At 60.8% G+C, this 15,835-nt stretch carries 10 protein-coding genes; all 10 read right to left on the bottom strand.

The genetic code is table 11. The annotated features are described in order from the left end of the window. Positions 1-68: 68 nt before the first annotated feature. Positions 69-848: a class I SAM-dependent methyltransferase gene (locus ACM6IM_RS13210; protein ID WP_414865344.1), complete on the bottom strand. Its 780-nt coding sequence runs from the start codon at positions 846-848 to the stop codon at positions 69-71. Continuing rightward, entirely contained in the window at positions 845-3,604 is a 2,760-nt protein-coding gene (locus ACM6IM_RS13215; RefSeq protein ID WP_414865345.1) for a glycosyltransferase family 2 protein, read from the bottom strand. The genes ACM6IM_RS13210 and ACM6IM_RS13215 overlap by 4 nt, the downstream gene beginning before the upstream one ends. 70 nt (positions 3,605-3,674) lie before the next feature. Next, a complete protein-coding gene (locus ACM6IM_RS13220) occupies positions 3,675-7,253 on the bottom strand; it encodes a glycosyltransferase (RefSeq protein WP_414865346.1) in 3,579 nt (1,192 codons plus the stop codon). Positions 7,254-7,362: 109 nt separating this feature from the next. Further along, complete coding sequence (locus tag ACM6IM_RS13225; protein ID WP_414865347.1) at positions 7,363-8,910, bottom strand: flagellar hook-associated protein 3; 1,548 nt, start codon at positions 8,908-8,910, stop codon at positions 7,363-7,365. A gap of 13 nt (positions 8,911-8,923) precedes the next feature. Beyond that, positions 8,924-11,002 (bottom strand): flagellar hook-associated protein FlgK, encoded by a 2,079-nt coding sequence (flgK, locus tag ACM6IM_RS13230; protein ID WP_371048918.1) that lies wholly within the window; start codon positions 11,000-11,002, stop codon positions 8,924-8,926. Positions 11,003-11,027: 25 nt separating this feature from the next. After that, the gene (gene flgJ, locus ACM6IM_RS13235; RefSeq protein WP_192302162.1) at positions 11,028-12,323 is read right to left on the bottom strand and encodes a flagellar assembly peptidoglycan hydrolase FlgJ; all 1,296 of its coding nucleotides are present in this window, start codon (positions 12,321-12,323) and stop codon (positions 11,028-11,030) included. Positions 12,324-12,334: 11 nt separating this feature from the next. Continuing rightward, positions 12,335-13,423: a flagellar basal body P-ring protein FlgI gene (locus ACM6IM_RS13240; protein ID WP_201189872.1), complete on the bottom strand. Its 1,089-nt coding sequence runs from the start codon at positions 13,421-13,423 to the stop codon at positions 12,335-12,337. Positions 13,424-13,450: 27 nt separating this feature from the next. Further along, positions 13,451-14,146, bottom strand: coding sequence for a flagellar basal body L-ring protein FlgH (flgH, locus tag ACM6IM_RS13245; protein WP_192302163.1), 696 nt, complete (start codon positions 14,144-14,146; stop codon positions 13,451-13,453). A gap of 52 nt (positions 14,147-14,198) precedes the next feature. Continuing rightward, complete coding sequence (gene flgG, locus ACM6IM_RS13250; protein ID WP_192302164.1) at positions 14,199-14,984, bottom strand: flagellar basal-body rod protein FlgG; 786 nt, start codon at positions 14,982-14,984, stop codon at positions 14,199-14,201. Between the two features lie 45 nt (positions 14,985-15,029). Continuing rightward, entirely contained in the window at positions 15,030-15,770 is a 741-nt protein-coding gene (locus tag ACM6IM_RS13255) for a flagellar basal body rod protein FlgF (RefSeq protein WP_192302165.1), read from the bottom strand. Between the last annotated feature and the right edge of the window lie 65 nt (positions 15,771-15,835).

A 15,835-nucleotide genomic window follows, 5' to 3' on the forward strand; every position in this document is an offset into this window, starting at 1 on the left:
GCCCGCTGGCTCAAAGGTCGCCATGCCAGAAAGAACAAAGCCCCGAACGGGGCTTTGTAAGGGGTGAATCAGGTAAAGCTCAGGTTGACCCGGCGCTGTCCGTAGACAACTCGCGCCGCCGGCATCAGCTGGTGAGGGATCTCGACGAACGGAATATCCGAGTTGGTCAGGGCGATATCGACGAGTTGCACCATGATCGAGTTTTTTCTGACCAGGATCACGTCGGACCAGTCGGTACTGCTGACCGCCAGAGGGATGAAGTCCGAGCGTTTGATAAAACTGCTCATCGCTTCAAGTACACCCAGGTTCTGCTTGGTGCCCTGCACGCTGTGGCAGCAATCGTTCAACAGGATGAAACCATCGTCAGCCACCAGTTCCTGGTAGTACATCAAGTCACGCAGGATGTACTCGTACTGATGGTTGGCGTCGATGTAGACCAGATCGAATTTTTCAATACCGCTTCTCGGCAGGATGTCGTCAATCGCGGCAATGGTTTCGGAGCGGATCACCGTCACGTTGTCCTTGTCGCTGAACCGGGTCAGACACTCGTCATACAGCCTGTCGAAGGTGGCCATTTCATCCAGCGGGCCGCCGTAGTAGTAAGCATATTTTTCAACCGGTTCAAGCCAGTGTGGCAATGGGTCAAAAGGGCTGTAGGCATTACTGGCAGCAGGGCTCCAGCTGTCGATCAGGACCATGTGTTTCGGGTCCAGCGCATGGTAAAGATTCAGCGCGTTCTCACCGCGAAGGACACCCAGCTCGGCGATCAGTGGCTGTTTGTCATACGCGGTAAACACCGCACGAAGCAGGTGGTAAAAGGCTTCTCGGTGGGTAATGCAGACTTTCATACCTGCTCCTTTTCTTTCATGACTTCAGCCCAGGCAACGCTGGTCACTGGCCCAAGGGTGAAACCGGAACCTTCGACGGACAGATTCCTGTTGTAGAAACGGTCATGGCCCAGCGCTTCGGCCCACTTCTCGCCGAACGCCTGACGAGCCGCTTCGGACTGCGCCAGCGCACCCGACTGGATGACCTGCACATGGGGCGTCCACACCGTCAGATAACCGGCCTGACCGACACGCAGGCACAGGTCGATATCACCGAACGCATCGGCAAACTGCTCGACATCGATGCCATCAGCCGCTTCGAACAGTTGCTTGGAGATCATCAGGCAGGCGAAGGAAACGGCCGAGCAGTTCTGCTCCACAGCCAGGCGATTCATGTAGCCATGGGCAGTCTTCGGTTCGCCCACGAACGGTGAACCGACCAGGCCGTTGAAACCGAGGATCAGACCCGCCTGCGTGACCTGGCCCTGCTCATCGATCAGTTTGGCGCCGGCGACGCCGACTTCCGGACGCAGCACCTGATTGAGCAAGGACTCGATCCAGTTGACATTGACCACCTCTGCGTCTGCTGCCAGGGTCACCAGGTATTCACCCTGGGCGTGCTGGCTGGCGGTGTTGATCAGGTTGGCGGTTGAAAGGCCAGCTTCTGCGCTGAACAGACGAACCCGGTTGGCATGCGGGCCCTGGCTGTCGAGCCAGTTACCCAATGCCGCCGCATAAGCCGGATTGTCCGCCAGCAGCACTTCGTAACGATGGTAACGAGTGCGCTGCAGGATACTGCGGATGCAACGTTGCAACGCTTCGAGATCGGTGGCGCCATGCAGGATGACCGAGACCATCGGGCGCTCGGTGAAACGGTAGTCGATCTTGTGAGTGCCCGGCACCACCGAGCCGACTTCGGCCTGGTAGCCACGGGTGGCCAGGTGACGCAACAGCGTCCTGCGCTCATCCGCGTTGGTTTCCTGTTGCGGCGCCGTGCAAATCAACAGAGGCTCAGCCAGATGCGCGAAACCGTCCAGCCCGCCTTGCTCGATCAGACGCAGCAACAGGTCAAATTCCAACGCCTTCTTGAATTCGCGGGCATATCCACCGGCCTGAACCATCACTTGCCGACGTACCAGCCAGTGACGCGCCATCACACCCGGGTAGCTTTGCAGCAGGTCGAGGTTGAAGCCCGGACGGAACACACCGGCCAGCGTCCCGTTCTCCTGGCGCTGGAATTCGTCCATGGCCACGGCACGAATCTGATCGTCGCCCAGCAGTTCCAGGCTCGCCTGGTACAGCCCGCTCGGCGTCAATTCATCGCCCGCCTCGGCCAACACCATCCAGTCGCAGTCGCTCTGCTCGACAACCTGGTTGATCTTGTCCACATAGTTGCTTTCGTTGACTTTGACGAAATGCAGGGTGTTTTGCAGAGTGGTTTCGGCCGGCAGATCGCCCGTGGTGAAGACGACGATTTTGAACGCCCGGCAGTGGCTGTTCATGATGCTGTCGAAGGTCGCCTGCAGCTTGAAAATGTCGGCTTCCAGATCGAGCAAGAGAATGCCGAATGTCGGACCACCGGCGTGACGCGCCAGGTGCCGGGAAATGTCCTTGACTTGAGCCGCGCTCGGATCCCGCGCCTCGAGCCACTGCAGCAGTTGACCGGACTGCGTGGCATCGAACAGCCGGCCATTGTCTTCGAGCGTCGCCGCCGCCAGTCGCTGGCCCCATGCCAGAACTTTCTGCGCCTGTTCCTTGTCGCCATCGGCCTGCAGCGAGCGAGCCAGTTGCTGCACCACATCCTGATTGAATGCGTACAGTTCGAAGGCCTTGAGCAAGCGCTCATTGAGCGGCTCGGCACTGGTGTTGCGGTGAACGCGTGACCATTCTTTCTGCTTGAGCATCGCGGCCTCAAGCTCTTCCAGTTGCACCTGGCTCGTCGGCACTGCGTGCAGCAGAAACTCCAGTGCACTCAGCACATCAAAAAATGCCTGGTTATAGAACGGCAACTCGATGTATTGGGTTGGCTCGAAACGACGAACAGGCTCACCCAGCTGGGCGTTCCAGCTCGACTCGAAGAGTTTCTCGGTCACTTCGCCAAACGTAGCGCTACGGCGCTCGTGCAGCGCGTAAGGAATAGGCAACACGCGCACTTTGGCACCTGCCGTCAATCCATCGGAATAGCCATTGCCCTGCACGTTCGGATTGAAGTTCTGACCCATCGAGGCAAACCAGCGCCGCAGGACATCGGTGCGTGTGACGGCGTTGGCGAAGGACGGACCATCGTTCTCCAGCACCGCCAGGCGACCTTCAGCCGAATCGTCGCTGTAGTCCTCGCACCCCTTGCGGTCACGGCGGTAATAGTCGACACGATCAGCATGGGCTTCGAATGCCAGACTGTAACCCTGGCAGGTGCCGTAATCAGAATGGGCCTCGAGGAACGCCAGCGATTGGCCGAGCGCTTCAGGCAACAGGAAACTTTCGACTTCGGCGACCGCCATGTAAGCCGTAGAAATACGCTCGATCACCTTGCGGACGGTCACGGTGAAATGCTCGAACCGCGGCGCAGGCGCGTGCAGGTACTGCACGCCGGAGAAGGTCGAGGCAATATCGGCATCCGGCTCTGCAGAAGAGTCGACCACCAGTACGGCACATGGCAAGGCGCTGTAATAGCGCAGAGCACGGCGCACGGCACGCGGTTGTTCGTGGGCCAACAGCACCAGAGTCAACTGCTCGTTCAACGCAGCAGTTGTTCCATTCGAGAAGTTGCTTTGCATATAAATTCCTATAACGAGCGGGTTGCCGAATCAGCGGCATGACGTTCTTTTGGCTGTTCCACGTTGAGACTCAAGACTCCGACAGCCAGCCATCGGCCCAGTACTGCAGGTTATCGCCGCGCAACATGAAGTCGCGCAAGACCACTTCACGCAATTCGTCGCCCATCCGATAGCTGGCCGCCGGGTCTGACAGGTGCATTCGAATAGCCTGCAGCCATTCATCGGTGCTGTTGGTGCGGATGCGGGTGCACGGCAAATGACCGCGATACGCTTCGGTATCGGAGCAAATCACCGGGTACCCGCAGGCGCCGTATTCGAGCAGTCGCAGGTTGCTCTTGCAGTCGTTGAAAATATGGAATTCCAGCGGAGCCAGCGCGAGATCGAGGTTCAGGCTCGCGAGTTTGGCCGGGTACTCCGACAGCGCAACGCCTGGGTGAAACTCGTGAACATAGGGCTTGAGCATGTCCGGGCACATGCCGAACAACACCCACTCGACCTCATCAGCCAGTTCGCGAACCACGTCGGCGATCAGCTCCAGATCGCCACGGTGACTGGTGCCACCCCCCCAGCCGACACGCGGCTTGTTCGAGGTCCGGCGCCGACTGGTGAGGTGGCTCCACAGGTAAGGTGCCAGCATGTTTGGCACCACGCGAATGTTGTGGTGCATGTCCGCGAGTACACCGGCCAGCGCATGGGTCGACACCACCACCCGGTCGCACATGGCGATGCCTTTGCGCATCAACGCCTCGATGTTCTCGGGCATGTTGCGCGTGTGTTCGTTCTTCTCGGGAATCCGGACGACGTAATCGTCCAGTTCGTAAATGCGCATGGCCTGGGAATAGTTTTTCAGCTGGACGATGTCATTGATTTTGTTCGGGTTGTAGCGCCCCTGGAAAATAACGACATCGGGCGACTGACGCTCGACTTCGATGATCGACGGCATGTCATAGGCCACCCGCCCGACGATTCGTCCCGCATTCTGCAACTCGAACAACGGCTGGCTGACGCGGTAGTGACCGATCGCCGAACTGTTGAGCGCCAGACCGAGAACAGTCGGCACATTGCGCGTACACAGCGGGTTCCACCCCGTGCGCGCGCCGGGATACAGGCCGAAGCTGTCGCCGCTCAAATTCAGGTTGCGGTTGTAGGCCGGATCATTGGCGATCTGTGGCAACCAGCGTCGGTAGAACGTCTCTTGTTCGAGTTCCAGTTGCTCCTTGCTGCGCTCTTCGGTCCGGGTCTGTACAGGCGGAACCAGCACCACATTCGAATAGGGTGTGGTAACGATCAGGTAACCTTCCCGGCCCACGCGCAGACAGAGTTCCAGGGCGTTGATGCCTTGTGTGCTGATGGTCTCTTCGTAACCGCCGACACTGTCGAACACCTGCCTGCGCACCAACAGGCAATGCCCGCTGACGGCACTCCAGTTCTGCACCACGTGCAGTCGCTGCATGTAGCCACCGGAGGCTACCGGCTCATTGACGAATGCCCGGCCCGCCAGACCATTGAGGCCCAGGACCAGACCGGCATCGATCACATTGCCTTGCAGGTTGAGTGTGCGTGGCCCGACGATCCCCACCTCCGGTCGCTGCCCATGATTGAGCAGCTCATCCAGCCAACGCTCTTCATGGGCCACACAATAGGGGCTGAGCAACAACAGATAATCGCCCCGCGCCTGTTGCGCCGCGAAGTTCCTGACGTGTGCATCGCTGCCCCTTTCGGAACAGCAATAGATGCGCAAGGTGTCGCTGCCCAGTTCTGCCATGGCCTCGAGCCAATGGCGCATCTCAGTGCTTTCACTGGCATTGTCGACAACGATGATTTCGTAACGGGTGTAGGCCGTCGTGCTGATCAGGCTGTTGATGCAACGTTCGAGCGCAGACAATTCGTCACGCACGTTGATGATGATCGACACCAGCGGACGCTCGCCATACTGATATTCGATCCGCGGGACCAGCTTCAGCACCGGCCCCGGATGCAACACATGACTGACCCCGATGCGCTGCAAGTGCGCCGTGATCAGACGCATGTTCTGTTCGATCACTTGGGGCAGGGATAACCATTGCGCGAAGGCGAACATCGATTCGACCTGCACTTCCGAGATATGCCCGATGGCATGCGTCCCGTCCGTTTCCACCAGGCGCCAGATCAGGTCATGTGGCGCCAGCTCACCCGCCTGCGAATCGAATCCGCCCAATGCGAGGAATCGTTGCCGCTCGAACGCCAGAGTGCGGCCAACATAGGGGTAACTGCGCATGAGGTCGAGGTTGAAATCGGGCTTGAAAACCGGCTGCTCGGATTCGTCGTCCACCAGCGCACCTTCGTCGCTGTAGATGCAGGACGCGCCCGGCGCACCCACGATCCGATCGGCCAGAACCAGCAGCGCGGACTCGGTCAGCCGGTCGCCGGCACGCAACAGATAGAACCAGTCGGCCGTATCCAATTGCGGCATCAATTGGTTGAGTTGCTGCGGCCAGTCCGATTGCAGTGGCAGACGCACAATCCGGTCATCCAGCTCGCCAGTGCCATTGGACAACAGCACAATCGATTCACAGGCGTAGGTCTGGGCCTCGAGACTCTCGAGGGTCACACGCAGCGCGTAGGCGTCTTCATCCGCATCGATGATCACCGGAACAATCGCAGGACGGTGCGCCCAACGCGCGATCTGCCGAGACAGCACTTGCTTGCGCGATGGCGTGAGGCGGCGGCAGTCAATCCATTGCGCATACAGGTCGGCATAGCTTTCAGTGTCGGTACCGACCTGAACCAGCATGATGCCCTGGCGCGTGGACATTATCGTGTAAAGATTGAGCTCGTCCCACTCTCGCGACTCCGGCGCCGTGAGTTCCTCCATCATCACGTAGCGAACCCAGTCAGTGGCCGGTGGGGCCTCGCCACCGCGTTGAGCGATCATCTGAGTCAGCCATTCCCATTCGACGGCCGCAGCAGAGACCATCTCCGGGCGCTTGCTCAAACGCTCCGGGTACAGGCGTTCGATGCTGCCAACGTTGCTGAGCTGTACCAGATTGCCACGCCGCAACAGACAGACGTACAACGCGAAATCGAGCACGGCATTGAACCCGGCGTCGGCCAGGGCAGGCAGCAAGGTGGCGATGTCTTCGCGACGCATCAGTGCACAGGTGAAGCCGCCCAGAATATTGCGCGGTGCCCTCTCGAAGGCGGCCAGCAGATCATCGCCCTTGAACAACGCATCGAACGGCGTCAGCCCGACGTTTTCCATGCGGATCGGCAAGACGTAGTTGTCGGCGTCGACCACGTGATGCTTGCTCACGACCAGGATCACTTCGGCATGCTCGCGCAAAATGGCCGCCTGGTTGGTGACGTCGCTCACCATCAGTTGATCGTCATCACACAGGAACTTGATGAACTCGCCCCGGCTCTCTTCGAAGCAGCGCAGCAAGTTCTGCTGGAACCCCAGCCGAACCGAGTTGCGCTGATAACGCACCTGCACGTGCGCAGGGGCGTTCAGTGACTCGACGATCTGTTCGATCTCATCCGTACGGCAATCATCGCAGATGACGATTTCAAGGTTTTCGTAAGTCTGGTCGAGTGCACTTTGCAGTGCCTCACGGAAAAAACGCGGGTTGAAGGCAGGGATGGCGATACTGACAAGAGGAGTAGGTTTCACACGCGTGATTCTCGACCGGTGGGCGTCATCGGCTGCGAAAGCGCGACGTACTGAACCGTAAAAAATGGAGGGTCAGGGCCGCATGCCGCATGCGACCCCATGCCCCGGATCAGACTTTGTTGAACAAGCCCAACTGCGCGATCTTGCTGAACGCCAACTGCGAAGCTTGCAACATGGTTTGCTGCAGGGTCAGGCGGGTCATCACCTCGGCCGGATCCGAGTCACGGATCACCGATTGGGTCTGGGCGTTCGCCAGCACCAGCGCCTGGTTGGAGTCGCTCTGGATGTCCAGCGCCGAGCCACGACCACCGATCGAGCTCAGGCCGGCGGACACCTGGTCAATGCCGCTGGCGAGGTTGGCCATGCCTGCGGTCATGGCCGCCTGTTGTTTCTGCAGGGCGACAGCGTTACCCGTGGTCGGCGTGTTCAGCGCAGTCTTGAGCTGGCTCACGGTGTCCAGGATGTTCTGGGTCTCGTGGGTATTGACCGCCACGTTGAACTGGTCGCCGTTCTGCAAGGGATTGGCTGCGGTGTTGTCCAGCGTGAACTCCACGCCGGATGCAGTCGCGGTGTTGCCGACCATCGTGCCACTGGAAACAGGACGGCTGTCGGCCGTGATGGGTGCCGCGTACAGGTCGAAGGTGGTGTCGCTGGTGAACTTGAGCACCGCCGATCCACTCGGGAAGCTGGCGTGGTAGGCAACCGGATCGGTAATGCGGGTACCGGTCGTCTGCACCGAGCTTGGGTTGCCAGGGCCACGAGCGACGTTGAAGGTATCCGGCTTGGCTTCCAGGGTGAACGTACGACCGGCCAATGGAGCCGCCGGGTCGTTGAAGTTCAGGGACAGGTCGATACCGCGAAAGCTGATGCTCTGGTTCTTGCCCGTGGTGATCACGCCGCCCTGAGTGGCTTCGTTGGTCACGTCGTTACCCAGGTTGTCCCTGATCAGCAACTGCGTGCCGCTGACGAACGAAATCTGATAGGGCTCGCCACCGCGGAACTTGCTGTTGTAGGTCACATTCGAGGTCACTTGCCCGTTGGACAGGGTCACCAGACCGTCATTCATCGAACCGGTAACCTGGGTGCGGGCGGTATTGATCGCCTGCTGGAACAGCTCCCAACCGGTGCTGTTGGTGGCCATCGACATGTTGTCGCCGACGGGCAGGTTCAGCGTCGACTGGTCGCCGTTGTAGGAGTAGGTGCCGTCAGAGTTGCGGCTGAACGGAGCGACATCACCCTTGGAGCCGGCAAAGATGTACTTGCCGTTTTCATCCTTGGTGTTCATCAGGCTCAACAGCTGCTCTTCGATCTGGCCCAGTTCCGAGGCGTTGGCCTGACGGTCGGCGTCGGTGTAGCCGGCGTTGTTGGCACCAATGGCCAGTTCCTTGGCGCGTTGCAGCACGTTGTTGATGCTGTCCAGCACCGACTCGGCCTGACCCAGGGTCGCCTTGATGGTGTTGGTATTGGCCGCATACTGATCGAGCATGGAAGCCTGCTGACCCAATTGCAGCAGGCGCGAAGCACCGACCGGATCATCGGCGGCGGTGTTCACGCGCACGAGGCTGCTGGCCTCTTCGCTGCTCTTGACCACGTTGGAAAAGTTCTTCTGATAGTTGGCAGCCGTGGTCTCGTAAAACTGGGCGGTAGAAATGCGCATGGACTACGACTCCTTAAAGGCTGTTGATCAGTGTGCTGAAGATTTCCTGCGCAGCCTTGATGATCTGCGAGGACGCGGTGTAGTACTGCTGATACTTGACCAGGTTGCCGGTCTCTTCATCGAGGTCGACACCCGACAGCGAGTCGCGTGCGCCCTTGGCGTTGGCCAGGATGGCTTCGGTGGCGGCGCTGTCGAGCTTGCCCTGGGCGGCCTTGGAACCTACACCCTCGACCAGCTTGCCGTAGGCGTCGGTCAGGGAAATGCCCTTGCTGGCAGAACCGGTGTCCACGGTCTGCGCGGTTTGCAGGCCAGCCAGCGCCGTGCCATTGCGGTTGTCCAGGCTCCCCGGCTGACTGAGCGAAACGTTGATCGAAGCGCCCGACGTCGGCGAACCGGCGACGGTCATTTCGAAGGTCGCGGTGTACTGGGTCGCAGGCGGCGGCGGGATCGGCGCGCCCGTGGCATCCTTGAGCGGGATGGTCAGGTTGAGCGTGTTGTTCTCGTTCGGCTTGATGGTGCCGCTGCTGATGACACCGCCATTGGCATCCAGGAACTGGTAGGTCTGGCTGGTGCCGTCGGCAGACACGTCGCCAAACACCACTTTGGTCGGCGTGGAGTACTTCAGGCCGTTCTGCATCGCTGTTGCGGTGGCCGTGTCGTAGATGTCGAACTTGGTGGTCAGGGTCGGCTGGCCGCTGGCCGGAATCGTCAGGGTGCCACTGTTGCCGGCGCCAATGGCCGCACCCAGCGGCGCCGCGATGGCCAGGCGCTTGGAGTCGGTCATCTCGGTCTTGATGTTCGTCGCCGCGTTGCGGGTCGGGGTGATCTTGAAGGTGTCGCCGGCGGTCGCGGTGTTACCTGGAGCCGGCGTGCCACCCTTCAGGTTCAAGGAGAAACCGTCGATGACCGGAGGTGGCGTCGTCGTGGTGCTGAAGCTACCCATCGGCGTGTTGTCCGGCAGACGCTGGACGGTGTAGTCGGTGGCGCTGGTGAAGGTCACCTTGTAATCGTTGATGGTCAGCTTGCCGGTGTCTTCGATCGTGACGTCGAAATTGCCACTGCCGGCATTGTTGCCGAGGGCCGCGACGCTGCGCTGAGACATTTGCGCAGCGCTGTTGATGCTGTTGAACAGGTTCGAACCGAAGTCACCGTTCTTGTCGATGCCCTGGGCTTGCAGGCTGTTCATCTGATCGGCGACGACCAGGGCCACGCGACCCAGTTCGTTCATGGCCGGGTCCAGCACGGTGCTGCGATAGCGCAGCAGACCGCCGATCTCGCCACCGGTCATGATCGAGGTGATGTCGATGGTGCTCGAACCCCGATTGAGCTGAATCCCCAGACGACCCGGATCGTCCTTGCTCGGGACCATTTCCAGTTTGCTGGCGGTGTTGCCCATGACCAGCGGCTGGCCGCTGCCCAGGTAAATATCGAGGCTGCCTTCGCGCTCCACCACTTGCGCACCGGTAAAGGTCGACAGCTGGCGGACGGTTTCGTTACGGGCGTCGAGCAGCTCGTTCGGCATGCCGCCGGCACTGGAAATTTCCGAGATGCGCTGGTTCAACTGGGCCACGGTCGCGGCCAGCTTGTTGACCTGGTCGGCCATGTTCGTCAGGTTGCCGTTGATCGTGGCATTCTGCTGATTCAACTGCGTGGACATCGAGTTGAAGCGGTTGCTCAAGGCCTGGGCATCGCTGAGCAGCAACTGCCGGGACGCATCGTCGCCGGGCTTGGCATTGACGTTCTGCACCGAGGCAAAGAACTTGGTCAGGGCGCCGTTCAGGCCGGTGCCGCTGTCCGACAGCAGCTTGTCCAGCGGCGTCACCTGGCCCAGGTAGGCAGCCGAGTCACTGTTGAGCGAAGTGGTGGTCTGCAACTGTGCATCGAGGTAGCTGTTGTAGACCCGACGTACATCGGCCAGCGTGGTGCCGGTGCCGATCCATACGTTGCCGAACTGCTGCGAGGCCTTGGTGCCTTGCACTGTTTGCTGGCGCGAGTACCCGGCGGTGTCGACGTTGGCAATGTTATTGCCGGTTGTCATCAATGAGGATTGGCCAGCGGCCAGTCCCGACATCCCGATATTGAGCAAACTCATGGTTCAGACCTTAATCCTTGTGCCCTTATAAAGGCGTGGTGGAAACGCCCGCCGCAGCGTAGTTCTGGTAACTCGTCATCTGCTTGGCTATCTGCGAAATCTTGCTTGCGTAGTCGGGGTCGGTTGCGTAACCGGCCTTTTGCAACTCGCGTACAAACTGTTCTGGGTTATCGGCTGACTTCACGACTTCTTGATAGCGATTGTTGGTTTGCAGCAAAGTCACAAGGTCATGGAAACTGTCCTTGTAGGAGTCGTAGGAACGGAACTCGGCCGTCTCCTTGACCATCGCGCCGTTCCTGAATTCGCTGGTGATCGCCCGCGCCGAATTGCCCGTCCAGTTACTGCTGGCCTTGATGCCGAACAGGTTGTGGCTGCTGCTGCCATCCTGGGCGCGCATTACCGATTTGCCCCAGCCGGTTTCCAGCGCGGCCTGGGCCACGAGGTAACGCGGGTCGACTCCGATGCGAGCGGCTGCTTCCTTGGCCATCGGCAGCATGGTGTTGACGAATTCGTCGGCGGAACCGAAGGCTTTCTTTGCCGGTGCCAGCGGAATCTGCGCCATGGCACGACCGTGGATCTGCAGGCCACCGTTGGCGGCGGCTTGCGCATTCGCCAGCCAGTCGCCATTGAACAGCGGACCTGAACCGGTGAGCGTGGCGCGATCCGGCAGTTGCGTGTTTCCGGTCGCCGCCACCGATGCCGCGGCCGCTGTCGTCGCCGAAGGGACCAGGCCCGCCAGCAAACGATCGGCCAGCTTCGGTGGCAACGCCAGACGCCGCTGATTGATCAGCGCCATGTCATTGCGATGAGCGCCCTCGCCCGCCTGCGGCGCGCGGACCGAACGCGAGGCCCACAATGGGCGCTCGCCGTTGACCCGCGACAACGGCCCGTTGATCGCCAGCGTACCGGCGGCCACCGGTGTTTCCACCGCTGCTTTCGCCGCGGCCTGCTTGGCGGCCGATGCCGCTTCCGCTTCGCCCGGCGCCAATGGCTTGTTCTTCTGCATCTGGCGCATCAGCACGTCCGCCAGGCCGATACCGCCGCCTTCGCGTGACATGGAAACAGCCAGTTGCTGGTCGTACATTTCCTGGTACTGCTTGGCCGCCGGCGTGTTGAGCGGGTTGCCCTCGCCCAGGGTGTCGGTCGCCTTGCGCATCGACTTGAGCATTTCACCCAGGAACAGCGACTCGAATTCCTGCGCGACCTTGCGCAGGTTGGCGTCACTGTTCTTGTCGCCGACCTTGAGCTGGTTCAGGCGATTGAGGTCCGAGTAGGAACCCGAATCGCTGCTGCTGACCAGACCACTCTTGTACATGTCCATGGTCGCTGTCCTCAGATCACGATCAGGTCGGCTTGCAATGCGCCAGCCTGCTTCAGTGCTTCGAGGATGGCCATCAAGTCACCTGGCGCTGCGCCGACCTGGTTCACTGCACGCACGATCTCGTCGAGCGTGGTGCCCGGGCCGAACTTGAACATCGGCTTGGCTTCCTGCTGGGCGTTGACCCGCGAGCGTGGCACGACTGCGGTCTGGCCATTGGACAGCGGACCAGGCTGGCTGACGATCGGGTCTTCGGTGATGGTCACGGTCAGGCTGCCATGGGTCACGGCGGCCGGTGAAACCTTGACGTTCTGGCCGATCACGATGGTGCCGGTGCGCGAGTTGATGATGACTTTCGCCACCGCCTGGCCCGGATCGATTTCGAGGTTTTCCAGAATCGACAGGTAGTCGACACGCTGGCTCGGATCCAGCGGCGCACTGACACGAATCGAACCGCCGTCGATGGCCTGGGCAACGCCCGGGCCGAGCATGTCGTTGATCTTGTCGACAATGCGCTTGGCCGTGGTGAAGTCCGAACGATTGAGGTTCAGGGTCAGGCTGTTGCCCTGGTTGAAACCGCTCGGCACCGCACGCTCCACTGACGCACCGCCAGGGATGCGACCGGCCGACGGAACGTTGACGGTGATCTTCGAGCCGTCGCGACCTTCGGCATCAAAACCGCCGACCACCAGGTTGCCCTGGGCGACCGCGTAGACGTTGCCGTCGATGCCCTTGAGCGGGGTCAGCAACAAGGTGCCGCCACGCAGGCTCTTGGAGTTGCCGATCGAGGAAACCGTGATATCTACCTGCTGGCCGGGCTTGGCGAAGGCCGGCAGATCGGCGCTGACCGACACCGCCGCGACGTTCTTCAATTGCACGTTGCCCGAACCTGCCGGCACCTTGATGCCGAACTGCGAGAGCATGTTGTTGAAGGTCTGCAGGGTGAACGGCGTCTGGGTCGTCTGGTCACCGGTGCCGTTGAGCCCGACCACCAGGCCGTAGCCGATCAACTGGTTGGAACGCACGCCGGAGATGCTGGCGATATCCTTCAGGCGCTCGGCTTGAGCGCTGAAAGCGGAAGACAGCAACAGGGCGGCCACCATCAGGTGTTTAAGATTCAACGTAGCCACCTAGAAAGGGAACAGCGGGCTGAGGAAGAAACGGTCGAACCAGCCTGGCTGACTCGCATCGGCAAAGGCACCGGTCCCCGAATAGGTGATGCGCGCATCGGCCACGCGGGTCGACGACACCGTGTTGTCGGTGGCGATGTCATCGGCGCGAACCAGGCCGGCGATCCGCACCAGCTCATCGCCGGTATTGAGCGTCAGCCACTTCTCGCCACGCACGGCGATGATGCCATTGGGCAACACGTCCGCGACGGTGACGGTAATCGAGCCGGTCAGGCTGTTGCTCTGCCCGGACTTGCTGTCACCCTTGGTGGCGCGGTCGGCGCTGTAGCCGGCATTCAAACTCAGGTCGTTGCTGCCGATCGGGTTATTGGTGGTCAGGCTGGAGCCGAACAACGAGGTCAACCCCACGCTGGTATCACTGTTTTTGCCGATCTGCGAGTTGGCGTTCTTGCTGGCCTGGGTGCGCTCGTTCAGGGTGATGGTGATGATGTCACCGACCCGGAACGCCTTGCGGTCGCTGTACAGGTTCTGCTCGAAACCGGCCTGGTAGATCGAGCCATTATTTGCGGCGGCCGGCAACGGCGTACGCGGCAACACCGGGGCGTAGTAAGGATCATTGGGCTTGGGCGTCGGAGCGACGCACCCCGCCAACGCGGTGACCCCACTCAGTGCCAGGACAGATACAAAGCGATTCATGACCCTACCTCACGGTGTTGCAGGCGACCTCATGGTCGCCTCATAGACTTGATTACAGATTCTGCGTTACGAACGAGAGCATCTGGTCGGCAGTGGAAATCACCTTGGAGTTCATCTCGTAGGCACGCTGAGTGGTGATCATGTTGACCATCTCTTCAACGGTGCTGACGTTGGAGGTTTCCAGGGTGTTCTGCAGCGTGGTGCCGAAACCGGCCAGGCCTGGCGTGCCGACTTGCGGCGCGCCGCTGGCGGCGGTTTCCAGGAACAGGTTGTTCCCCACGGCTTGCAGGCCGGCCGGGTTGATGAAGTCGGCGGTTTGCAGGTTGCCGATCACCTGGGCGGCAGGGTTGCCGGCGACGGTGATGGACACGGTGCCGTCGCGACCGACGGTGAAGGTCTGGGCGTCGTTCGGGATCACGATGGCCGGCTCCAGGGCGAAGCCGCTGGCGTTGACGATCTGGCCGTTGGAATCGAGGTGGAACGTGCCGTCACGGGTGTAGGACGTGGTGCCGTCCGGCTGCAGGATCTGGAAGAAACCGCGACCGTCGATGGCCATGTCCAGCGGCTGCTCGGTGGTTTGCAGGCTGCCGGCGTTGAAGTTTTTCTGAGTGCCGACGATCCGCACACCGGTACCCAGTTGCAGACCCGACGGCAGCTCGCTGTCCTGGGTCGACTGGGCGCCTGGCTGGCGCTTGATCTGATACAGCAAGTCCTGGAACTCGGCGCGGTCACGTTTGAAACCCGTGGTCGAGACGTTCGCCAGGTTGTTGGAAATGGTGGTCAGGTTGGTGTCCTGGGCGGACAGACCTGTTTTGGCAACCCATAGAGCCGGAAGCATTCGATTCTCCTCGTGCGCCTGTTTTACGGCGCGACGTTCTGATAATTAGCTGATCTGCAAGACCCGAGCCATGGCCTGGTCGTCTTCTTTGGCGGTGTTCATCATCTTGACGTGCAGCTCGAACTGCTTGGCCAGCGCCAGCACCGAGGTCATTTCTTCCACGGCGTTGACGTTGCTCGATTCAAGGAACCCGGACACCAGCTTGACGTTGGCATCGGCTTGCGCCGGCTGCCCGTCCTTGGTGTGAATCGAGCCGTCCAGGCCTTTGGTCATGTTCTTGAAGTCCGGGTTGACCAGCTTGATGCGGTCGACCTCGGCCATCACCCGGGGGCCTTCACCCATCGCCCGAATGCTGACGGTGCCGTCCTCGCCGATCTCAACCTGCTGCTCGGGCGGCACGGAGATCGGCCCGCCGTTGCCCAGCACCGGCATGCCATTGCCGGCACGCAACACGCCCAGGGCATCGATGTTCAGGCTGCCGGTGCGCACGTAACTTTCACCGCCATCGGGGGTCTGCACGGCGAGCCAGCCATTGCCCTGCACCGCGACGTCGAGGTCGCGACCGGTCTGCACCAGCGAGCCCGGGGAGAAGTCGGTAGCCGGACGCTCGGACATGGCAAACGCACGCGCCGGAAAGCTGTCACCGAACACCGGCATCGAACGCGCCTGCTCCAGGTCTCTCTGGAAACCGTTGGTGGAAATGTTCGCCAGGTTGTTCGCATGAGCCTTCTGCGCCAGTGCATTCTGGCTGGCGCCGGTCATTGCCACATAAAGGTACTTGTCCACACTCTTTCCTCTGCATGCCGGACGTTTGCCGCCCACCGCTGTACTGCTGAGCCACAAGCAATTAG

This window comes from Pseudomonas sp. IT-P12 (assembly GCF_949767465.1).
Lineage (GTDB): Bacteria > Pseudomonadota > Gammaproteobacteria > Pseudomonadales > Pseudomonadaceae > Aquipseudomonas.